The organism is Methylobacterium pseudosasicola (assembly GCF_900114535.1).
GTDB lineage: Bacteria > Pseudomonadota > Alphaproteobacteria > Rhizobiales > Beijerinckiaceae > Methylobacterium > Methylobacterium pseudosasicola.
On sequence record NZ_FOTK01000017.1, the window covers coordinates 89,609 to 110,285 of the forward strand.

Annotated in this window: 20 protein-coding genes, 1 tRNA gene and 2 pseudogenes; 12 read left to right on the forward strand and 11 right to left on the reverse strand. The window is 68.7% G+C overall.

Translation table 11 applies throughout. The features are described from left to right. Positions 1–127: 127 nt before the first annotated feature. Positions 128–1,549 carry an alpha,alpha-trehalose-phosphate synthase (UDP-forming) gene (locus tag BM228_RS17170; RefSeq protein WP_092042583.1) on the reverse strand — a complete coding sequence of 474 codons (1,422 nt, stop codon included), beginning with the start codon at positions 1,547–1,549 and terminating at the stop codon, positions 128–130. Positions 1,550–2,028: 479 nt separating this feature from the next. On the opposite strand from BM228_RS17170, the gene BM228_RS17175 reads away from it, so the two are divergent. The 4 genes from BM228_RS17175 (at position 2,029) to BM228_RS17190 (ending at position 4,209) form a co-directional block, all read left to right on the forward strand. Beyond that, the gene (locus BM228_RS17175; protein WP_092042584.1) at positions 2,029–2,550 is read left to right on the forward strand and encodes a hypothetical protein; all 522 of its coding nucleotides are present in this window, start codon (positions 2,029–2,031) and stop codon (positions 2,548–2,550) included. Positions 2,551–2,552: 2 nt separating this feature from the next. Beyond that, positions 2,553–2,978 carry a phage holin family protein gene (locus tag BM228_RS17180; protein ID WP_092042586.1) on the forward strand — a complete coding sequence of 142 codons (426 nt, stop codon included), beginning with the start codon at positions 2,553–2,555 and terminating at the stop codon, positions 2,976–2,978. A 5-nt stretch (positions 2,979–2,983) separates the two neighbouring features. After that, on the forward strand, positions 2,984–3,355 hold the full coding sequence (locus tag BM228_RS17185) for a DUF3618 domain-containing protein (RefSeq protein WP_208612053.1): 372 nt from the start codon (positions 2,984–2,986) through the stop codon (positions 3,353–3,355). Between the two features lie 77 nt (positions 3,356–3,432). Further along, positions 3,433–4,209, forward strand: coding sequence for a hypothetical protein (locus tag BM228_RS17190; RefSeq protein ID WP_092042590.1), 777 nt, complete (start codon positions 3,433–3,435; stop codon positions 4,207–4,209). Positions 4,210–4,254: 45 nt separating this feature from the next. Here BM228_RS17190 and BM228_RS17195 read toward each other — a convergent pair whose 3' ends face one another. The 3 genes from BM228_RS17195 to BM228_RS17205 form a co-directional block, all read right to left on the reverse strand. Then, a complete protein-coding gene (locus BM228_RS17195) occupies positions 4,255–5,763 on the reverse strand; it encodes a malonate--CoA ligase (protein WP_092042591.1) in 1,509 nt (502 codons plus the stop codon). A gap of 151 nt (positions 5,764–5,914) precedes the next feature. After that, entirely contained in the window at positions 5,915–7,324 is a 1,410-nt protein-coding gene (locus BM228_RS17200) for a malonyl-CoA decarboxylase (protein WP_092042592.1), read from the reverse strand. A gap of 261 nt (positions 7,325–7,585) precedes the next feature. Beyond that, positions 7,586–7,777 carry a hypothetical protein gene (locus BM228_RS17205; RefSeq protein ID WP_092042594.1) on the reverse strand — a complete coding sequence of 64 codons (192 nt, stop codon included), beginning with the start codon at positions 7,775–7,777 and terminating at the stop codon, positions 7,586–7,588. 319 nt (positions 7,778–8,096) lie between these two features. Here BM228_RS17205 and BM228_RS17210 point away from each other — a divergent pair, with 319 nt between their 5' ends. Further along, positions 8,097–9,272: an MFS transporter gene (locus tag BM228_RS17210; protein WP_092042595.1), complete on the forward strand. Its 1,176-nt coding sequence runs from the start codon at positions 8,097–8,099 to the stop codon at positions 9,270–9,272. On the opposite strand, the gene cobD is transcribed toward BM228_RS17210, so the two are convergent. Continuing rightward, positions 9,265–10,281, reverse strand: a complete 1,017-nt coding sequence (cobD, locus tag BM228_RS17215; protein ID WP_092042596.1) for a threonine-phosphate decarboxylase CobD — start codon at positions 10,279–10,281, stop codon at positions 9,265–9,267. The two genes, BM228_RS17210 and cobD, sit on opposite strands and share 8 nt — an antisense overlap. Here cobD and cbiB point away from each other — a divergent pair. Continuing rightward, complete coding sequence (cbiB, locus tag BM228_RS17220) at positions 10,273–11,256, forward strand: adenosylcobinamide-phosphate synthase CbiB (RefSeq protein WP_208612054.1); 984 nt, start codon at positions 10,273–10,275, stop codon at positions 11,254–11,256. The two genes, cobD and cbiB, sit on opposite strands and share 9 nt — an antisense overlap. A gap of 50 nt (positions 11,257–11,306) precedes the next feature. Then, positions 11,307–12,221 (forward strand): NAD(P)-dependent oxidoreductase, encoded by a 915-nt coding sequence (locus BM228_RS17225; RefSeq protein ID WP_092042598.1) that lies wholly within the window; start codon positions 11,307–11,309, stop codon positions 12,219–12,221. Between the two features lie 4 nt (positions 12,222–12,225). Here the strand turns inward: BM228_RS17225 and BM228_RS34710 are convergent, their stop codons facing one another. The 5 genes from BM228_RS34710 to cobU all read right to left on the reverse strand — a co-directional run bounded on the left by BM228_RS34710 (position 12,226) and on the right by cobU (position 16,551). Beyond that, complete coding sequence (locus tag BM228_RS34710; RefSeq protein ID WP_167367757.1) at positions 12,226–12,402, reverse strand: hypothetical protein; 177 nt, start codon at positions 12,400–12,402, stop codon at positions 12,226–12,228. A gap of 101 nt (positions 12,403–12,503) precedes the next feature. Next, the gene (locus tag BM228_RS17235; protein WP_092042601.1) at positions 12,504–13,853 is read right to left on the reverse strand and encodes an MFS transporter; all 1,350 of its coding nucleotides are present in this window, start codon (positions 13,851–13,853) and stop codon (positions 12,504–12,506) included. Positions 13,854–13,931: 78 nt separating this feature from the next. Beyond that, on the reverse strand, positions 13,932–15,374 hold the full coding sequence (locus tag BM228_RS17240; protein WP_092042602.1) for a cobyric acid synthase: 1,443 nt from the start codon (positions 15,372–15,374) through the stop codon (positions 13,932–13,934). 23 nt (positions 15,375–15,397) lie between these two features. Next, positions 15,398–16,000, reverse strand: coding sequence for a cob(I)yrinic acid a,c-diamide adenosyltransferase (gene cobO, locus BM228_RS17245; protein WP_092042603.1), 603 nt, complete (start codon positions 15,998–16,000; stop codon positions 15,398–15,400). Continuing rightward, positions 15,997–16,551 carry a bifunctional adenosylcobinamide kinase/adenosylcobinamide-phosphate guanylyltransferase gene (cobU, locus tag BM228_RS17250; protein WP_208612055.1) on the reverse strand — a complete coding sequence of 185 codons (555 nt, stop codon included), beginning with the start codon at positions 16,549–16,551 and terminating at the stop codon, positions 15,997–15,999. Before cobU ends, cobO begins: the two co-directional genes overlap by 4 nt. 106 nt (positions 16,552–16,657) lie before the next feature. Between cobU and BM228_RS17255 the strand changes: the two genes are divergently transcribed. Then, positions 16,658–16,733, forward strand: a tRNA-Glu gene (locus BM228_RS17255). A 103-nt stretch (positions 16,734–16,836) separates the two neighbouring features. Here BM228_RS17255 and BM228_RS33810 read toward each other — a convergent pair. After that, positions 16,837–17,121, reverse strand: coding sequence for a hypothetical protein (locus tag BM228_RS33810; protein WP_139234104.1), 285 nt, complete (start codon positions 17,119–17,121; stop codon positions 16,837–16,839). Between the two features lie 169 nt (positions 17,122–17,290). Here BM228_RS33810 and BM228_RS17260 point away from each other — a divergent pair. From BM228_RS17260 to BM228_RS35400, 4 genes and pseudogenes are all read left to right on the forward strand, one after another. Beyond that, positions 17,291–17,730 (forward strand): annotated as a pseudogene (locus BM228_RS17260) (DUF2958 domain-containing protein). Positions 17,731–17,744: 14 nt separating this feature from the next. Next, a complete protein-coding gene (locus tag BM228_RS35395) occupies positions 17,745–17,963 on the forward strand; it encodes a hypothetical protein (RefSeq protein WP_244537176.1) in 219 nt (72 codons plus the stop codon). A gap of 263 nt (positions 17,964–18,226) precedes the next feature. After that, complete coding sequence (locus BM228_RS17270; protein WP_092042605.1) at positions 18,227–19,984, forward strand: retron Ec67 family RNA-directed DNA polymerase/endonuclease; 1,758 nt, start codon at positions 18,227–18,229, stop codon at positions 19,982–19,984. Positions 19,985–20,227: 243 nt separating this feature from the next. Beyond that, positions 20,228–20,676, forward strand: a pseudogene (locus tag BM228_RS35400) (LexA family protein). Position 20,677: the final 1 nt, after the last annotated feature.

The following is a 20,677-nucleotide window of genomic DNA, read 5'->3' on the forward strand; positions in this document are numbered from 1 at the left end:
TCCCGTATCCGGAAAGACCGGGTCCCTCACCCCAACCCTCTCCCGCACGGGAGAGGGGGCGCGGCGCGGCCTGCGAGGGCGCCTCAAAGCTGTATCGACATGGTCGGTGCCAGCGAGAAAGAACCGGCTACTCGGCAGCCGCGGCGGCCGTTGGAGGCTCGCGTTCCATCGTGCGGAAATTCTCCAGCTCCGACAGGAAGTTGCGCGCCCACCAATCTACGTCCTCGCGGGTCATGCGCTCGACCATCGGCTTCCAGCGCGCGAGCCGCTCGGCCTTCGGCATGTACAGGGCGGAGCGGATCGCCTCGGCGACCTCGAACCGGTCGTAGGGGTTGATCAGCAGCGCTTCCGGCATCTGCCGGGCCGAACCGGCGAATTTCGACAGGACCAGAACGCCGGGATCGTCCTCGCTCTGCGCGACCACGTATTCCTTGGCGACGAGGTTCATGCCGTCGCGCATCGGCGTGACCAGGCCGACCCGGGCCGCCCGATAGAGGCCGGCCAGGACCGGGCGTGGATACGCCTTGGTGATGTACTGGATCGGCGTCCAGGCCGGGTCGCCGAGCGAGCCGTTGATCTCGCCGACCTTCTCGTTCACGTCCCGGGCGAGCTGCTCGTATTCCGGCACCTCGCTGCGGGATTTCGGGGTGATCTGGATGTAGGTGACGTTGCCGCGCTGGTCGGGATTGGAGGCGAAGAAGCTCTCCACCGCCTCCATCCGCTCGGACACGCCCTTGGAATAGTCCAGCCGGTCGACGCCGATCAGCAGCTTGCGGGTGCGCAGGCCCGCGATGGTCTCGCGCACCACCTTGTTGGCATTGGCCTTGTCGGCGGCCTCCTTGAAGCCGGCGACGTCGATGCCGATCGGGAAGGCGCGGATCCGGGTCCGGCGCCCGTCAACCATCAGCGAGCCGCCGCCGAGCGGGATCGCCCGCTGGGTGTCGACCAGGTTGCGCTGGAGGTTCTGTACGTCGGCCTCAGTCTGCAGGCCGATCAGGTCGTAATCGACGATGGCGCGCAGCAGCTCGGTGCTCGCCGGCAGCGAGTTGAACACGTCGGCGGCGGGCCAGGGGATGTGGTGGAAATAGCCGATCGGGTTGTCGAGCCCGAGGCCGCGCAATTCGGCCGCCAGCGGCAGCAGGTGGTAATCGTGCACCCAGATGATGTCGTCGGGCTCGACCAACTTGGCGAGCGCCCGAGCGAAGGTGCGGTTGACGCGGCTGTAGCCGGCATAATCCGAGCGCGAGAAGGCGCCCAGGCCCAGCCGGTAATGCATGATCGGCCACAGGGCCCGATTCGCAAAGCCGGCGTAATATTCCAGGTGGTCCTGCGGCGAGAGGTCGACCACGGCGTACTGGACCCGGCCGCGGTCGATCAGGGTCGGCTCCTCGGAGGGCTCCTCCGTGATGTTGCCGCTCCAGCCGAACCACAGCCCCTCGTAGGCGGTGAACGCCTCCTTCACGGCAACGGCGAGGCCGCCCGCCGCAACCGCCTTGCCGCCATCCTCCGGGATGGCGACGCGGTTCGATACGATCACAAGGCGTGCCACGCGGGTCGGCTCCGGATCATGGGCGCGGGTCAGGCCGAGAACCTGGCCGCGCCTGCATCGGGACTTCTGTGTAGCAGAACGCGCGGAGACCCTGCGCGATCCTTTGTTGAGGCAACCCAAGCGTGAAGCCGGGCGCGGGTCAAGTCGAGCACGCCGCCGCGCCGGACAGGATCGCCGCCCTGTCCGGTGCTTGAGGCGCAGTCTGGCTCCGCTCTGACTCCTCTGCGGCCAGCCTTCGCAGGCGCTGCGCAGCGAAGCGCGCGCCGTGCTGAAGGGCGGCCGAAGGGGTGCCGTTGTGCAAGCTCGGCGGTTCTGCCAGACCGCGCCTGAACGCCGGCTGAGCGAGGGTCGATGAGTCGCGCGGACCGGTCTGCCGGACAGACCGGAACCGGTGAGAGCCCAGCCGGTTACTCAGCCATCGCGGGGGCCGCGGTCGCCGCGAGCGACGCCGTCCCCGCGCCGCGAGGAGTGCTTTCGAGATGGCCGGTAACGAGTTTCCGCAGGACCCGCTCAAGGATCCGCTCAAGGATTCCTTGCACGACCGGCCCGACGCCACCGCCGGCGAGCGCGCCCAGTGGCGCGCTCTCCAGGGCGACGTCGAGGGTCTGGCCGACGAGGCCGCCGAGCGCGGCCGCGGGCTGATCGACGCGGCGCGGCTCCAGGCCCAGGATTACGTCGAGCGCCGCAAGAGCGACGCGGCGCAATCGGTCCACGATCTCGCGCAGACGATTCGCAATTCCGGCCGCGATCTCGGCGACAAGCCACATGTGCGCGCCTTCTTCGACAGCGCCGCCGATGGCCTGGAGCAGCTCGGCTCCTCGATCGAGCGGCGCAGCCTCGGCGACTTCTACGGCGAGGCCGAGGCCTTCGCCCGGCGCGCGCCGGTGGCGGTGGCGGTCGGCACCTTCGTGGCCGGCCTGATCGCCGCCCGGTTCATCAAGTCGTCGAGCCTGCCGCCGGAAGCGCCCGACGGCGATGCCCGCGACAGCTTCCGGGCCTGACGATGGCCCAGGGATCTGATCCGCGCCAAGCCGGCCCGTCCGCCGGCGCATCGAGCATCCAGAGCCTGATCGGCGATGCCCTGCGGGAGACCAACGAGCTCGCCCGCAAGGAGATTGCGCTGTTCCGCGCCGAGATGGCGGGCAATGTCCGCCAGCTCATCATCGGTCTGGCCTGCATGGTCGGCTCGGCGGTGTTCGCCGTGGTCGCCCTCTTGGTCCTGATCGGCGCCCTCGTGAAGTGGCTCGCCACGATCGTCGGCTCCGAGTGGCTGTCGGCCCTGATCGTCGGCGGCGTGCTGCTGGTCATCGCCGTCGGCATGGCCCTGTGGGCGCGCAGCGTCCTGTCCCTCTCCACCCTGGCGCCCACGCGCACGACGCGCCAAGTTCGCCAGGATGCCCAGGCCCTGTCGGAGCGCGTATCCGGATGAGTTCGATGACCGACCTCGAGAAGGAAATCGAGGCGAGCCGGGCGCGGCTCGACGACACGATCGACCGCATCCAGGGCAAGCTCTCGGTCCCGAACATCGTGGACGAGATGCTGGGCAATGCCCGGCGCACGCCCGCGCTGAGCGGCGTCTACGACGGCGCCCTGGAGGCGGTGCGCCGCAACCCCGTGCCGGTTCTGCTGATCGCCGCCGGGGTGGGGCTGCTGTTCAACCGGATGGCCCGGGATGCCGAGCGCCGCCGCACCCAGGTCTCGGCCGAGCGCGTAGCCACGCTCAACACCGGCACGGCCCGCGGCTACGACCCCGACCTCCCGACGGCGCGCCCGCCGCGCGATCCGCTCGAGAAGACCGACATCTGACGATTCGAGCCCGGCCCGACGGCCGGGATGGGCGACGCCCCCGCGCGGCGCCGAGACGGACATTCGAGGACCCCGCCATGACCGACAAGCCGACCCCGTCCAGCCTCCCCGAACAGCTCGCCGCCCAGGCCGGCATGCCGACGGGCTCGAGTGACAATAGCCTGCGGCCCGATCCGGCCGGCCACGGCGATCCGCGCCCGGCCCCCGGCGAGGCGGCGGGCGACTTCACCCTCCGCCCCGACCCGCGCGGCCTGCATGATCCGCTCCCGCCCGGCGCCGCGACCCGCCCGATCGACGCGACCGCATCCGTAAAGGACGGTGCCCAGGCGGCGGGTGATCGCGCCGCCGACCTCGCCGGGCAGGCGCGCCAGACCGTGTCGGAATTGGCCGACGATATCGGCAATCGCCTCGGCAGCGCCGCCGACCAGGCGCGCGCCCGCGCCGCCTCGGCCTATGACGAGGCGAAGGAGCGCGCCGGCGCTCTGCACAAGCGCAACCTGCGGGCGCTCGACGACATCACCGCCCAGGGGATCGACGGGCTCCAGCGCGGCCGCAGCACGGTCGAGCGCTTCGTGGACGACAACCCGCTGCTGGTGGGCGTCGTCGGCGTCGCCGCCGGCCTCCTGCTCGGCGCGCTGCTGCCGCGGACCCGCCAGGAGGACCGCAACATCGGCCCCTGGGCCGACGAGGTGCGCGACCAGGGCCTGCGCTACGCCCGCGAGGTGACCAATATGGGCCGCGAGTTCGTCCAGACCGCCCTCGATCCGGACAATCTCAACGCGGCGGTCCGCAAGGCTACCGACTCCGACGGCCACACGCCGCCGGCGAACGAGCGGACCGCGCATAACCTCTGACGACGAAGTCCGCCTCCCGCCGGCCTCAAAGCCGGCGGGCGGTTTTTATGCCCGATACAGCCCCGCATGGGCCTCGCGGAGCAGGTTTTTTTGCACTTTGCCCATAGTATTGCGCGGCAACTCGTCCACGAACAGCACGCGCTTGGGACATTTGAACCGGGCGAGCCGCCCCTCCAGGGCCGCCAGCACGCCGGCTTCGTCCGGGGCGTTCATCCCGCCGACCACCACGGCGGTGACGGCCTCGCCGAAATCCGGGTGCGCCAACCCGATCACCGCGGATTCGACCACGCCCGGCAGGGCGTCGATCTCGGTCTCGACCTCCTTCGGGTAGACGTTGAAGCCCCCGGAGATGATTAGGTCCTTGCCGCGCCCGACGATGTGGACGTAGCCCCGGGTATCGACCTTGCCGAGGTCGCCGGTGATGAAGAAGCCGTCTGGCTGGAACTCGGCTTCGGTCTTCTCGGGCATGCGCCAGTAGCCCTTGAAGACGTTCGGGCCCTTCACCTCGATCATGCCGACCGCGTCCGGCCCCAGCGCCGCGCCGGTCTCGGGATCGACCACCCGCAAGGACACGCCCGGCAGGGGGAAGCCGACCGTGCCGGCGACCCGGTCCCCCGCATAGGGGTTCGAGGTACTCATGTTGGTCTCGGTCATGCCGTAGCGTTCGAGGATGGCGTGGCCGGTGCGCGCCTGCCACTCCCGATGCGTCTCGGCGAGCAGCGGCGCCGAGCCCGACACGAACAGGCGCATGCCCCTGGCCGCCTCTTGGGTGAGGCCAGGCTCCTTGAGAAGGCGCGTGTAGAAGGTCGGGACGCCCATCAGGGCGGTCGCCCGGCCCATCAGGCTCAGGATCAGCTTCGGGTCGAGGCGCGGCAGGAACAGCATGGTGCCGCCGCTCGCCAGCACCGTGTTGGTCGCCACGAACAGGCCGTGGGTGTGGAACACCGGCAGGGCGTGGATCAGCACGTCGTCTTCGGTGAAGCGCCAGACATCCACCAGCGTCCGAGCATTCGAGGCTAGGTTGTCGTGGGTGAGCATGGCGCCCTTGGAGCGCCCGGTCGTGCCCGAGGTGTAGAGGATCGCGGCGAGATCCTCCGGGCCCCGGGGCACGTCCGTGACATCGCCGACCTGCCGGTCCGCGGCCTCGGCGGCGCTGCCGGTCCCCGCCGCGTCCAGGGTCCAGATGGCGCGGATGCCGGAGGCAGCCTGCGCCAGGGCCTCGCGCTTTCCCGGATCGCAGACGAAGATCGTGGGCTCGGCGTCGCCCAAAAAGTACCCGATCTCCGCCGGGGTGTAGGCGGTGTTGAGCGGCAGGAACGCGGCGCCGGCCCGCACCACCCCGAGATACAGGAAGATCACCTCGGGGCTCTTCTCGACTTGGACCGCCACCCGGTCGCCGGGCTGCACGCCGGCCGCCTGCAGGGCCGCCGCGTAGGCGCCGGAGCGCGCGATCAGGTCCGCATACGTGTAGCGGCGCCCCTCCGGCGTCTCGATCACGGTCTTGGCGGGATCCGGAACGCCGTCCCGGACCAGGGAGAAGAGATGGTTCGTCATCGTGAGGCTTGAGCTATCACGGGCCGCAGGGTTCAGGCAGCCATAGAACCGTTCTCGATCGCCCCGCAATCGGGGCCGACGCTCCGTCATGACGTTCACGGGCCGCCTACGCCCGAACCGGCATCCCCTTCAGGGTCGGGAAGGCTCGGCCTCAGGCCTCGGCAAGCACCACCGCCCGCGGTGGCGGCAGCTTGGCGCGCAGCTCCCGGGTCACCGCCGGCGAGGCCGCCACGGTGCCGAGATTGGCGTAGGTCTCGTGGTTCTTCTCGATCGCCGCGAGGTCGTAGAGGTAATTCACCATCAGCCCGTGCGACTGGGCCAGCCCCTTCTTCGAGGTATCGCCGAGGAAATTGATCCGGTCCAGCCGGGCGCCGTTGCCGAGATGGAACCGGGCCACCGGGTCGAGGGGGCGCCCGCGCTCGTTCTTGGCGCGCAGGAAATAGGCGGCCGCGGCCGGGATCAGTGCCTTGCGCACCGCCTCGGCTCGGGCCTTGTCGGCGTGCCAGTCCGGATCGTCCAGCGCCCGCAGGACCTCGACATCCTCGGGCAGCAGCCCTTGCGGGCTATCGGCCCGGCGCTCCCGGGCGAGCCAGGCGGCGAAGCCCGGCACCGGCGAGAGGGTCACGAAGGTCTTGAGCGAGGGCACTTCGCGGGTGAGGTCCTCCACCACCTGCTTGATCAGGAAATTGCCGAAGGTGACGCCAGCCAACCCCTTCTGGCAGTTGGAGATCGAGTAAAAAATCGCCGTGGTCGCCGCCCGCGGTTGCAGCGGCTTGCGCTCGCGCGACAGGATCGGGGCGATGGCCGGCGCGACCTGATCGGTGAGCGCCACCTCCACGAAGATCAGCGGCTCGTCGGCGAGCGCCGGGTGGAAGAACGCGAAGCAGCGCCGGTCCGGCGGCTCGATCCGGGCGCGCAGGTCGTCCCAGCCGGTGATGGCATGCACCGCCTCGTACCGGATGATCTTCTCCAGGATATGGGCGGGCGTGGTCCAGTCGATGTGCCGCAGCACCAGGAAGCCCCGGTTGAACCAGGAGGCGAACAGGTGCTCGAAATCGGAATCGAGGCTGTCGACCGCGTCGAGCACGGCGGCCTCTGCCTCGGCACCGGCACGCAGCGCCTTGCGCAGGTCGAACAGGTCCTCGCGCATCCGCACGAGGCTGAGCGTGCCGCCGCGGGCGAGGTTGAGGCGGCGGATCAACTCCTGGCTGCGCGGCTCGGCGGCCTCGTGCAGGGTGCCGAGACGGGCGCGGGTCGGGTCGGATCGGTAGGCGGCGATCGCCTCGTCGACAGCGGCGTGGTCCGCGTCGAAATCCAGCGCGATCGCCCGCAGGAAGGCGTGGCGCTCAGTCTGGCCGAAGCTGGCGTAGCGGTCGAGGATCAGCCGGGCCAGGGCCACCCCGGAGGCCTCGCCGCGCCGGGAGATCAGGTCCTCGCACAGCTTGACTAGCTCGCCCGCATTGGCCCGGCCGGCGATGTCGCCGCGGCCGATGCCGATCAGGTCGCGGCCGCGCTCGCTGATGGTCTGGAGCAGGTCGCCGAAGAAGGAGATCGCCGCCATGACCCTCGCACTGACCCCTGTCGGACCGGACCCGAAGCGCACCCGGACCCGTGACGCCGGCTCGTCGATCGGAGGCGCGCGAAACCGTCGAACCGGGACGAGCCTGGCCTGTTCAGGCCGGTCGGCTCAGACCCCCGGTTCCGCCTACCATTCTACGGCGGCACGGGCGCGACGACCAGAGCTTGAGCGGTCGCGGAGCGCCCCAAACGTGCAGCCTGCGGGCTCGCGACGACGGTGATGTGACGGGCTGATCCCGTCCGGTCAGAGCCTTTCCGCCACGGTGGCGAGGTCGGCCAACTCCCGCCAGTCGCCGAGGCCGTGCTGGCGGGCGAAGCGGATCTCGGCGGCGCGGCGAGCGCGCTCCGGATCGCGAGCCCGCATGATCGCGACGGACCCGATGGTGAAGGGCACCCCGAGGATCTCCTTGGCGAACTCGACGCGGTAGTTCGGCATCCCGTACTCCCTGCTGCGGTGGTTCCGGACGTGCCCGCACGGAACGAACCCGGCCCCGAAACCGTATCCGGCTGACGAACCAGCGTGTTTAGGTTCGACGCCCGGGACGCGGACGGCCGGGACCGCGTCGATCGCATATGGTGCAGGACGTTGGCCGGTGAAGAGGCAGGGGGCGTGACCGAGGGCTGCAGCCGCGGCGCTTGCCGGAGGGCGTGCCCTGCCCGTATCGGTCTCGGCCCTCCCCTCCCGACACGGACCTCACCATGGCCCCCATGACGGCCCTGAAGCGGCGGTGCGCCTGCCCGCCCCCGATCCTGCCGTGACGACCATCCTCGACGCGAAGGCCCGGCTCGGCCTGACGCTGATCGCCGGCGGGGCGGTCGCCAACATCTATTACAACCAGCCGCTGCTCGGCCTGATCGTATCCGAATTCGGCGATGCCGCCGCCCTGTGGGTGCCGACCACGGCGCTCGTCGGCTACGGGCTCGGCATCATCGGACTCGTGCCCCTGGGCGACGCCCTGCCCCGCCGCAGCCTGATCGTGTGGCAATGCCTCGGCCTCGCCGTGGCGCTGCTCGCCGTGGGCCTCGCCCCGAACCTCGCCTGCCTTGCGCTCGCCCACCTCGTCGTCGGCGTGCTCAGCTGCGCCGCGCAGCAGGCCGTGCCGTTCGCGGCCGAGCTCGCCCCCGATGCGAGCCGTGGGCGGATCGTCGGGCAGGTGATGACCGGGCTGCTCACCGGCATCCTGCTCGCCCGCACAGCGAGCGGGTTTTTGGGGGCGCATCTCGGCTGGCGGGCGGTGTTTCTGGCCGCCTCGCTCCTGGCGCTCGCCATGGCCGGCATCGCCCGGGCGACCCTGCCGCACACGCCCCAGACCCAGCGCCTGCGCTACCGCGCCCTGATGCTGTCGATCCTGCATCTCGCCCGGTCGCAGCCGGTGCTGCGCACCGCCAGCCTGTCGCAGGCGCTGCTGTTTGCCGCCTTCAACGCCTTCTGGGCGACCCTGGCGCTGCTGGTGGAGAACCCGCCCTTCGGGCTCTCCGCCGCCGGGGCAGGGCTGTTCGGGGTGATCGGCGTCTGCGGCGCCTTCGTGGCGCCGGTGTCGGGCCGGTTCACCGACACGCGCGGCGCGAAGCCCGTGGTGCTCGGCGGCAGCCTGATGGTCGCCCTTTCGTTCCTGGTGCTCTGGGCCGGGGGGACGTGGTCGCTGGTGGCGGTCGGGATCGGGGTCCTGCTGATCGATATCGGCATGAACGGTGCGCTCATCGCCAACCAGACCCGGGCCTACGCCCTGGTCCCGGGGGCGCGGGGCCGGATCAACACCGTGCTGTTCACGACCCTGTTCGTGTTCGGGGCGCTCGGCGCCTTCGCGGGCTCGCAGGCCTTCCTGGTGGTGGGCTGGCCGGGGGTCTGCGCGGTGGGGCTGGCCTTCTCGGCGCTGGCCGTGCTGGTGGCGGCCCGCGATCCGCACGGGCCCGCGACGCCGGCTACTTGAGCACGCGCGACAGGCGGCACCACGCCGCCTTCCCGGCCGGCAGGCCGAAGCGCAGGCGCGCGGGCCGCTCGGGGAAGCGCCGGACCGCGATGCCGGCTTCCGCGAGCCGGCGGTACAGCCCCGCCCCGTCGGGGAAATCGGCGGTGCGGAACAGGCTGGTGCCGCCGACGAGGGTGCCGCCGCCGCGGGCGATCAGCCGGTCGAGGCGCGCCGCATCCGCCGCCCGGGCCCGGGCGGTCTCGGCCCGCCACACCGTGTCCGAGAGGGCGGTCCGGCCGATCGCCAGGGCCGGCCCCGACACCGCCCAGGGGCCGAGCGCCGTACGGATCCGGTCCGCCGTCCCGGGATCGGCGATCGCGAAGCCGAGGCGCAGGCCCGCGAGCCCGTAGGTCTTGCCGAAGGAGCGCAAAACCACGAGCCCCGCGGCCGCGTGCCGGCACAGGCTCGCCACCGGCTCCAGATCCGCAAAAGCCTCGTCGGCGACCAGCAGGCCGCCGCGGGCGCGCAGCGCTTCCGCCAGGGCGAGCCGCTCAACCAGCGGATGGGTCCGCCCATCCGGGTTGTTCGGATCGACCAGCACCGCCACGGCCGCGTCGCCGATCGCCGCGATCCCGTCGACCGGCGTCACCACGTGCCCGGCCCGCACCCAGGCGGCTTCGTGCTCGGCATAGGTCGGGCCGACCACCGCGACCCGGGTGGGAGCCACGAGCCGGGGCAGGGTCTCGATCAGGATCTGCGTGCCGGGGGCGGGGACGACATGCGCCGCATCGGGCGCGCCGTAGGCCGAAGCGGCCGCCGCCCGCAGGGCCTCGACCTCGGCGGCGGCGGGCAACCGCGTCCAGGCGCTGGCCTCCACCGGCGGCACGGGATACGGGACCGGATTGATCCCCGTCGAAAGGTCGAGCCAGGGCTCCGGCGCGTCCGGAAAGGCGTGTCGGAGGCTTCCGAGATCGCCGCCATGGGGGATGGGACCCGGCTTCGGAGCGGAATTCCAGAAACGATGGTCCATCCGCCCGACACGCTTGCCATCCTCGCCCTCGCCCTCGGGATCGAGGCGGCGTCCGGCTACCCGGACGCGCTCTACAAGGCCATCGGCCACCCTGTCACCTGGATCGGCCGGCTGATTTCCTGGCTGGAGCGCGGTCTGAACCGCGGCTCCGAAGGGCGGCGTCGGGTCGCCGGCTGCGTCGCCCTGGCGCTCCTGCTCGCCGCCACCGGGCTGCCGGCCTGGGCGCTCACCGGGCTGGCAGAATGGTTCGGCCCCCTCCCCGCCCTCCTGCTCCTCGGCCTGCTCTGCGCGAGCCTGCCGGCGCAGCGCAGCCTGAACGACCATGTCGCGGCGGTAGAAACCGCCCTGCGCGACGGCGGCCTGGAGGCCGGGCGCCGGGCCGTGTCGATGATCGTCGGGCGCGACCCCGAGACCCTCGACGCGGCAGCGGTGTGCCGCGCCGCGATCGAGAGCCTGGCGGAGAATTTTTCGGACGGGATCGTGGCGCCGTCCTTCTGGATCGGCTGTCTCGGCCTGCCGGGCGGTGCCCTCTACAAGGCGATCAACACCGCCGACAGCATGATCGGCCACCGCACGCCGCGCTACGCCGCCTTCGGCTGGGCGGCGGCCCGGTTGGACGATGTGGTGAACCTGCCGGCCTCGCGGCTCGCCGGCCTGCTGATCGTCGGGGCGGCGCTCTTGCGCGGCGCCGATGCGCGCGGCGCGCTCCGGGCGATGGCCCGCGATGCCGGCCGCCACCGCTCGCCCAATGCCGGCTGGCCCGAGGCCGCCATGGCCGGGGCGCTCGGCCTGCGGCTCGCGGGCCCGCGGGTCTATGGCGGCACCCGCGTCCCCGACGCCCATATGGGCGACGGCCGGGCCGAGGCCACGGCCGACGACATCGCCCGGGCGCTGACCCTCTACCGCACCGCCTGCCTGATCCAGGGGGGGCTCGTCCTGGCGCTGCTCGCGCTCTGGCTGGTGGTGATGGGCTGACCCAATGGCACGGCCTGCGCTACGGTCGCCCGAGGGACGGGGAGAAGCCGATGCGCGCGGTGTTCGTCGATGCCAGCGAGACCCTGGCGGCCGTGGCGCGGCGCCTACTGCGGCTGGACGATCCGCCCTTCGCGATCAACCTCCAGCCCGACATCACCCCGCAGGACCTGCCCGGCCTGCTCGCCGGGGCGGAGATCGCGGTGATCGACCACACCGCCCTCCCCGTCGACGTGGCCCGCGCCTGCGCGGACCTGCGCCACGTGGTGTTCCTCGGCACCGGCGCCCGCAGCTACATGGACCCGGAGGCGCTCCAGGCCGAGCTCGGCATCACGGTCCACACGATCAAGGGCTACGGCGATACCGCGGTGGCGGAATGCGCCTTCGCGCTGCTCTGGGCCGCCGCCCGGGGCCTGCCCGAGATGGACCGGGCGATGCGGGCGGGGCGCTGGCTGCGCACCGAGGCGATCCAGCTCACCGGCAAGACCGTCGGGCTCATCGGCTTCGGCGGGATCGCGGCCGAGATGGCGCGGCTCTGCCGCGGCGCCGGCCTGCGGGTGCTGGCCTGGAACCGGACCCCGAAAACGCATCCGGGAGTCGACTTCGTCCCGCTCGATCAGCTGCTGGCCGAGAGCGACGTGGTCTCGCTCCACCTGCTCCTGACCGACGAGACAAGCGGCTTCCTGTCGGCCGCGCGCATCGCCGCCCTGAAGCCCGGCGCGATCCTGATCAACACCGCCCGGGGGGCGCTGATCGACGAAACCGCCCTGGTCGAGGCCCTGCGCGACGGGCGGATCGCCCGGGCCGGGCTCGACGTGTTCACGGTCGAGCCGCTGCCCGCCGACCACCCGCTCGCGTCCCTGCCGAACGTCGCCTTGTCGGCGCATTCGGCCTTCCGCACGCCGGAGGCCATCGACAACCTGATCGGCGCCGCCCTCGATCATTGCCGGCGGATCGCCGCCGGCTGAGGGATCAGTGTTCCGTACCTGGCATGTTCGCCCGCGGTGCGCCGCCATGGTCGCGGATCACGTTGGACCGTTCCGGGGAACCCTTGGCGTCGGCGACCTGCTTCCGGGCCGCGGCGGCCAGGAACCAGACGCCGCCCAGAGTCCCCAGGGCGAGAATCAGAAGCGGTATTCCTTCGCTCATCGCGGTGCCCTCCTCGATGATGGTCCGTAGGGGCACGGATTTGCATCATCCTGCCGGATATACCGGCGTCAGGCACGATAACGCACGATGCGGTCCGATGTTCAGGCGGTGCGGGCTGCCCGCGGCGCCGTCTCGCGCCGGGCCGCGTCCCGCCGCAGGGCGGAGAGCACGATGAACATCAGGCCGGCGCCGATCGCCAGGCAGGCGGACAGGAACAGCATCGGCACGAGGTCGCTCTGGGTCTGGTCGCGGATGAACGGGACCATGTTCTGCGCGACGAAGCCGCCGAGATTGCCCACTGAGTTGATCGCCGCGATCCCGGCCGCCGCCGTGGCGCCGCGCAGGAAGGTGGCGGGCATCGACCAGAAGACCGGCTGGGCGGAGAAGGTCCCGGCGGCCGCCACGCACAGGCAGGCGAACTTCACCGCATTGCCCGGCAGGATGACGCTGAGCGCGAGCCCGGCCGCCCCGACCAGGGCCGGCCCGACCACGTGCCAGGTCAGGGCGTTGCCCTGGGCGCCGGTGCGAGCGGCGTGGCGGGGGACCCACCAGAGTGCGACGGCGGTGGCGGCCCACGGGATGATGTTGAGGAAGCCGTTGGTCAGGTTCGAGACGCCGAACCCCTTGACCACCGTGGGCAGCCAGTAGCCCAGGCCGTAGGCGGCTAGCGGCAGCGAGACGTAGACCCCGGCCAGCATCAGCACGCGCTTGTCGAGGAGCGCCGCGAACGGATTGCCGTGATCCACGTGGCTCCCGCCCTCGCGCTCGGCCCGGAGCGTGCGCGCGAGCCAGTCGCGCTGGTCCTGGGAGAGCCAGGGCGCCGTCTCGGGACCGTTCGGCAGGATCAACAGCACGATTGCGGTCATCACGATCGCCGGCGCCCCCGTGGCCAGGAACACCCATTGCCAACCGGCCAGCCCCAGAATCCCGTCGAGGCCGAGCAGCGCCCCGCCGATCGCCGCGCCGACCGCGTTGGCCACCGCGCTGGCGATCATGAACCAGCCGATCATCCGGGCTCGGTGTGCCTGCGGGAACCAGAGCGTGAGGGCGAACAGCACGCCGGGGAAGAAGCCGGCCTCCGCGGCGCCGAGCAGGAAGCGCAGCACATAGAACATCGCGGCGTTCTGGGTGAAGCCGAGCAGGATCGTGACGATGCCCCAGGTGAACATGATCCGGGCGAACCAGATCCGGGCGCCGACCCGCTCCAGGAAGACGTTGGCCGGCACCTCGAACAGGAAGTAGCCGAGGAAGAACAGCGACGCGCCGAGCCCGTAGGCGGTCTCGCTGAGGCCCAGGCTGCCGACCATGTCCAGCTTGGCGTAGGACACGTTCTGCCGGTCGATATAGGCGATCAGGTAGAGCAGGCCGAGCAGCGGCATCAGCCGCAGGGTCACCGTCCGGACGGTGCTCTCGGCAAACTCCTCGCCGACCGGGGGCTGCGTGGGGGGCATATGGCGTTCCTCTGGGCCCTGCGGCCCTTCATGGCGAGGGCCGGCATTACACAGAGTAATCCCTGGCCCGGCCCTCGCCTACCGGGCAAGCGCCAGGAGCCGGTCGCAGTCGACATGGGCCGCGATGTGTCGCGCGAGGCCGTCGAGGGCCGCCTCGACCCCCGCCTCGTAGCCCGCCCCCTCCGAGACCGTGCCGAGACGGGCGAGCCAGGCCGCGCGCTGGGCATCGTGCGCGAACAGGCCGTGCACGTAGGTCCCGGCCACAAGCCCGTCCGCCGAGACCGCCCCGTCGGCGCGTCCGTCGGCGAGCCGCAGCAGCGGCCGGGCCGCGTCGGGGCCGTGGGTGGCGCCGATATGCATCTCGTAGCCCGAGAACGGCACCGCATCGGGCAGGCTCGTGCCGGTCACGGCGGCCAGCCGCTTGTCCGGACTCATCACGGTCTCGACGTCGAGGAGCCCGAGGCCCGGCACCGTGCGGGGCGCCCCCTCGATCCCGTGCGGATCGGCGAGGCTGCGGCCGAGCATCTGGTAGCCGCCGCACAGGCCGAGCACCCGCCCGCCCCGCCGGACATGGGCGCGCAGGTCGATGTCCCAGCCCTCGGCCCGGAAGACGTCCAGGTCGTCGATCGTGGTCTTGGAGCCCGGCAGCAGCACCAGGGCGGCCTCTGCGGGGATCGGCGTTCCGGGGCGCACCAGCACCACCGACACGCCGGGCTCCGCCCGGAGCGGGTCGAGATCGTCGAAATTGGCGATCCGCGGCAGCACCGGCACCGCCACCGTGACGGTCCCGGCCGGGCGCGGCCCGGAGCCCGCGAGCCCGAGCACGTCCTCGGCCGGCAGGCGCGCGGCCTCGGGGAAGTGCGGCACCAGGCCCAGCGGCGCCCAGCCGGTCCGCTCGGCGATCAACCGCATGCCGTCGGCGAACAGGCTCGGATCGCCCCGGAAGCGGTTGACGATGAAGCCGGCGATCATCGCGGCGTCGGCGGGCTCGATCACAGCCTTGGTGCCGACGAGGCTCGCGATCACCCCGCCCCGGTCGATATCGCCGACCAGCACCACCGGCGTGTCGGTGGCCCGGGCAAAGCCCATATTGGCGATGTCGCCGGCCCGGAGATTCACCTCGGAGGCCGAGCCCGCGCCCTCGACCAGCACCAGGTCGGACTCCGCGGCCAAGCGCGAAAAACTCTCCAGGACGGCGGGCATCAGCCGGGGTTTCCAGGCCTGGTAGTCGCGGGCCTTCACGGTGGCGACCATCCGGCCCTGAACCACCACCTGGGAGCCGATTTCGCTCTGGGGCTTGAGCAGCACCGGGTTCATGTGGACGGAGGGCGCCACCCGGGCGGCCCGAGCCTGGAGCGCCTGGGCGCGGCCGATCTCGCCGCCATCCGGGGTGACGGCGGCGTTGTTCGACATGTTCTGCGGCTTGAACGGGCGCACCGCCAAGCCCCGGTCGGTGAAGGCGCGCGCCAGTCCCGCCACGAGCAGCGACTTGCCGACATCGGAGCCGGTGCCCTGGATCATCAGGGCCTTCTTGCGTGGGGGGGTCAGAACTCGATCCCCTCCTGGGCCTTCACGCCGGCCGAGAAGTGGTGCTTCACGCTGCCCATCTCGGTGACGAGGTCGGCGGCCTCGATCAGGGCCGGCTTGGCGTTGCGGCCGGTGACGACCACGTGCAGATCCGGCCGGCGCGCCTGCAGCGCGGCGACCACAGCGTCGAGGTCGAGATAATCGTAGCGCAGCGCGATGTTGAGCTCGTCGAGGACGAGCAGGCGGATCGTGGGATCGGCCATCAGGCTCTCGGCCACGGCCCAGGCGTGGCGGCAGGCGGCGATGTCCCGGGCCTTGTCCTGGGTCTCCCAGGTGAACCCCTCCCCCAGGGTGTGCCAAGCGACCCGGTCGCCGAACACCCCGACCGCGTGGCGCTCGCCGGTATCCCAGCCGCCCTTGATGAACTGCACCATGCCGACCCGCCAGCCGCGGCCGAGCGCCCGCAGCATCAGCCCCAGCGCCGCCGTGCTCTTGCCCTTGCCGGGGCCGGTATGGACCAGGAGCAGGCCCTTCTCGAGGGTCTTTTCCGCCACCTCGGCGTCCTGCACGGCCTTGCGCTTCTCCATCTTCTCGCGGTGGCGGGTCGCGTCGTCGCTCATGAGCAGGCTCCGGGCATAGGGGCTTGAATGGGGGCTTGCGGCTTCACGATGAGCGGCAGGCCCGCCACGGTGAGCACTACCCGGTCGGCCCGGGCGGCGAGCCGCTGGTGCAGACGCCCGGCCTCGTCGCGGAAGCGGCGGGCGAGCGCGTTGTCGGGCACGATCCCGAGCCCGACCTCATTGCCGACCAGCACCAGCGGCCCCGGCGCCCGCGCGCAGGCGGCAAGAAGCCGCGCCACCGCGTCCTCCATATCGGCCTCCGCCAGGATCAGGTTGGTGAGCCAGAGGGTGAGGCAATCGACCAGGACGGGCCCCTCCGCCGCCGCCACCGCTTCCGGCAGGGCGAGCGGCACGTCGCGCGTGCGCCACGCCTCGCTGCGCCGAGCCCGATGCTGGGCGATGCGCGCGACCATCTCGTCATCGAAAGCCTGCGCGGTGGCGAGATAGAGCCACGGGCCGGGGCAGGCCTCGATCAACCCCTCCGCGTAAGCACTCTTGCCGGAACGCGCCCCGCCGAGGACGAGGGTCATGCGGGGCGGAATCTGCACCATGCCCCTCCATCGCCCCAACCCGCCCCGCGGTCAAACCCGCGCCAACCTGCGGATCGATGGTTGCCGGACGCCCCGCCGCCGACTATAGAACCCCGGCCTAGCCAAAGCGCCCTTCGTCTAGCGGTCCAGGACGTCGCCCTTTCACGGCGAAAACACGGGTTCGATTCCCGTAGGGCGCGCCAGCAAAATCAAGCACTTAGCTTGAGTGGCTGGAGGCGGTGTCCAGTTTGTGTCCCGTCCGACAGGTTGGATAGCTCTGGACAGGACTGGACGTCAGTGGCCACGTCACCGGCCATCCAGCTCTTTTTGAATCCAAGCCACGTTGAAGCGGGCCTCGCCTGCGGTGGGCTTAGGCTTGCCGTTACAGTGCCAACCCTTGTCGAAGCTGTCGCAATCCGGGTGCGGTTTCGCAGCCAAACGAATGGCCTGCCGTTTGAGCCGGCTTCGAACCACAAGGCGCTTTTTGGCGTAGAGCCTCAGATCTCTGGTAGCGCGCAGCTGTTGGCCACAATTTCCGGTGAGCGTCCGCATCGCCTTGAAGGCGTGGTGCTGGCTCTCGGCTGCGGTCAAGGAGTGTCCCATGCCTTCGGCGTGATGGCACGCCTGCTAGGCGGGTGATCCCCCTCCTCTGTGACCTGCGCCACCCCCGGTCTCGCGATGGGCAGAAGGTCAGGACGGGGCCTCACGCTTCACGGGGAAGGGTTCTGCGGCTTAGTTCTGAACCAACGAAGCCAATCCCATGCAACTCCTCGCCGCAGAGCAGCGCGCCGCGTTGCTCGTCAACGGCGTAGAAAGCGCCAAGCGGGACATCGATCCCTATCCGGTGGTCAAGCTGTTCATCCCCGATGCCGGCGCCACGTGGTTGCTGACCGAGCTGGATCCGACCGAGCCGGACATTGCCTTTGGCCTGTGCGACCTGGGGCGGGCTGCCCGAAGCTGGTTTACGTGCGCCCGTCTGAGCTGCAGACCGTGCACGACAAGCTGGGCCTGCCGGTCGAGCGGGATCTATGGTTCGAGGCCAAGGGACCGCTGTCCGCCTTCGCGGCGACGGCCCATTGGGCCGAGCACATCGTCGAACTAGAGCCGGTCGCATTACCGCCGGTCTCCGGTACATCGAGGAGCACACCGCGCGCTGGCGCGGTGTTGCCCTCCGCATCCGCTGGGAGCCGCAGTTCCTGAACACCGGCGCCCGCATGCAGCCGGGGCACCTGCAGATCGAGAGCATCGACCCGCATCGCGCGCCCCTGCCGATCACCGCAAGCGGCTACCTGTCATGGTTCATGTCGCCGGCGCTGGTGCAGGATAGCGGTGGGCCGGTCGCCTTCGTCCTGCGATGGCTGGACGCCGAGGCCTTTGGGACGGTGTGGACGCAGGCCGAAACCGACCGGCGGCAGCTCAGCCTATTCGGCTAGCTGCTCACTGCCAAACCGCCCCCGGGGCGGTCTGTGCATAGTCAGCCACCGGAGGCCTAGCTCGGCAATTTCTCATTGAAATTTAACCTAGGGTGGCCCATGAGGGGGCAAGCTTGCAGGCAGAGTTGTTATCGCGCATCGCGATATAAGCTAAGAATGTCAGGAGGCGATTGCTTCCCATGACCCCTTATTGCAGATCTATGATCCGCATCACTGACGACCATACCGCATAAGAGTGCCTGCAAGCTTTTACAATCTTGGAAATGACAGTGTCGATTGTTAAAGATCTTAAGGCCGCGAAATCCTTAGACGATCTGGCCTTGTTGCTCGGTTTCTCGGCCAGCGGATTGTCATACATTCTATACAAATCGAATAGTGCCGCTCGTTACACTGAGTTCCAGATCCCAAAACGCAAGGGTGGAACAAGAACGATCAAGGCGCCCGAGCCGAAACTGAAGCTTTTACAAACCAGACTTGCAGAAATACTTTATAATTATCTTGATGGCATTGAGGAGAAAAAGAAGCCTTTCAAGGCTGTTTCGCATGGTTTTGCTGAAGGTAAGTCCATTATCACAAATGCCGCCGTTCACAAAAGGCGTCGATATGTCCTCAATATCGATTTAGAAGATTTCTTTCCGACCATAAATTTTGGGCGAGTTCGCGGCGTTTTTATCAAAGACAGACGCTTCGAGTTCGATCCGAAAATCGCAACCATAATTGCGCAAATCGCATGTCATGATCATTCCTTGCCTCAAGGAAGTCCATGTTCGCCGGTAATCTCAAATATTGTTGGCCGCTTGCTTGATGTCCGTCTGGTCCGTCTGGCCAAGGAGCACAAATGCACCTACTCGCGCTACGCGGATGACCTAACCTTCTCCACCAATCAGTCAACGTTCCCTGCGGCTTTAGCTGCGCCCGACCCTGCAGCTGCTGGCAAGTGGATCGTTGGAAATGCGTTAGATGCTGAGATTGTCGGGACCGGGTTCAAAATCAATCACGGCAAAACTCGAATGCAGTTCCGTGACTCGCGTCAGACGGTAACTGGTCTTCTGGTTAACGAGAAAGTCAATATCGTCCCGGAGTATTATCGTGCCGCGCGTTCGATGTGCTCGGCATTTTTTCAGACAGGGAAATACTACCATCGAGTGCCCGCTGCGCTGGTAGGCGGCAAGGCTGAGGATCCGATGGAAGATATAGTCTATGACACTCCGCCGGTACTTGAAGGCATCCTAAGTCACATTTACTTGATCAAAAATACCGTCGATCGGCGGACAAGCGCGGAAAAGAAAAAAGAAGAGAACGTAACAGCTATTCGTAAGCTTTATCATCATTTTCTCTTCTACAAAAATTTCGTCATTTCTGTGCGTCCCCTTATTGTGACGGAAGGCAAAACAGACCCAATTTACCTGAAGGCCGCGATTGAGCGGCTGCCCAAATTTCATCCAAAACTGGGCGCTTTCAAAGGTGGCAAGTTTCAGACAACCGTACGTTTTCTGAATTTTACCAGCACGGTTCGCGATGTACTGCAGCTAGGAGGAGGAAGCGGCGATCTGATGCACTTCATCGAGAAATACTTCAAGATCCTATCAAAGTTTAAGCATGCGCCTCTTGCTGCACCAGTTATTGTCTTGATCGACAATGATGATGGAGCAGGGAAGATATTTGGTAAAATTCAGGGTTTAACAAAGTGCCCCCCTATTAGCACCCTCACCACAGAACCGTTTTATTACATCACTGCCAATCTGTATATGATCAAAACCCCAGAAATTGGTAAAGATAAGGGTATGACGTGCATAGAAACATTTTTTGAGGATACTGTTCTCAAGACTGTCCTTGGCGGGAAAACCCTCAGCCTGAACAAGAAGCACCTCGAGCCAGGGAAGTACGGGAAAGCGATTTTCGCCGAGAAAGTGATTAGACCGAACAAAGCGACGATTAAATTCGATGCGTTCGAGCCGCTCCTCGACCGTATTACTGCTGTCTTAGATCATCACGCGGCGAAAGCGCCTCCTGCGGCGTAGAACACTTATCCCCAGAAGACACAGTCCTGCCTGTCAAACGGGCATTGACATAAGAAACTGTCTGGGCCTCGGGCGGCATCCCCGCGCTTGATACCTGTAACAAGTATCAAGACGGAGGATGGCCCTGTGCGCCAGAGCAAGAGAACCGGCTGGGGCGGCCCCCGTGAGGGCGCCGGCCAGCCGAAGAAGGAACCGACCACAGTGGTTCGCCTGCCGGTGGAGATTGCCGATATGGCGCGGCGCATGGCAGCCCGCGGCGGCTCCTCCAGTGGCATCGGCGCGTTTCTGAATGTCGAGGCCCGCACGGCGGGTGCGGTGCCCTTTGTGGCCGGCTCCGTGGCCTGCGGCTTCCCCTCCCCGGCCGAGGCCGACCTGGAGAACCCGCTCGACTTCAACGAGCTGATGAGCGCCCACCTGCCGTCGGTGTTCGCCGTGCGCGTCACCGGCGAAAGCATGATCGAGGCGGGGCTGTTTCCCGGTGACATCGCCGTCGTCGAAAGGCGGCGCCGGTCCGCTCCGGCTGTGTGATCGTCGCCTGCCTGAACGGTGAGTTCACCCTCAAGCGCTACATCCTCAAAGGCGAGCAGGTCATCCTGCGCCCGGAGAACGAGGCGTTCTCCGACATCCCGGTCTCCCCGAAGGCCGAATTTGAGATCTGGGGTGTCGTGATCCGTTCCGTGTGGATGTTTTGAT